Annotated in this window: 1 protein-coding gene; it reads right to left on the bottom strand. The window is 73.1% G+C overall.

The window, feature by feature from the left end; all coding sequences use genetic code 11:
• On the bottom strand, positions 1 to 212 hold a 212-nt coding region (locus tag IG08_RS0153670), incomplete at its 3' end, for a helix-turn-helix domain-containing protein (RefSeq protein ID WP_158812427.1).
• Positions 213 to 227: the final 15 nt, after the last annotated feature.

Below are 227 nucleotides of genomic sequence, written 5' to 3'. Positions count from 1 at the left end.
GGGCTGGGGCGGGTTTCCTTGCCGCGCTCCAGGCGGGTGTAGTAGTCGATGCTGATGCCGGCCAGGGTGGCCAGTTCCTCACGGCGCAGCCCGGGCGTGCGGCGCAGCCCGGAGCCGACCGTGAGACCGGCCTCGGCGGGGGTGATCCGGGCCCGGCGGGCGCGCAGGAAACGCCCCAGCTCGGTACCCCCGCTCTGCTGCTCACGTGTCATGTCTTCGAGTGTGCG

Source organism: Streptomyces fulvoviolaceus, from assembly GCF_000718165.1.
Classification (GTDB): domain Bacteria; phylum Actinomycetota; class Actinomycetes; order Streptomycetales; family Streptomycetaceae; genus Streptomyces; species Streptomyces fulvoviolaceus.
Note: the sequence above shows the minus strand (reverse complement) of the source record. Positions and strands in the feature narration are given on the sequence as shown.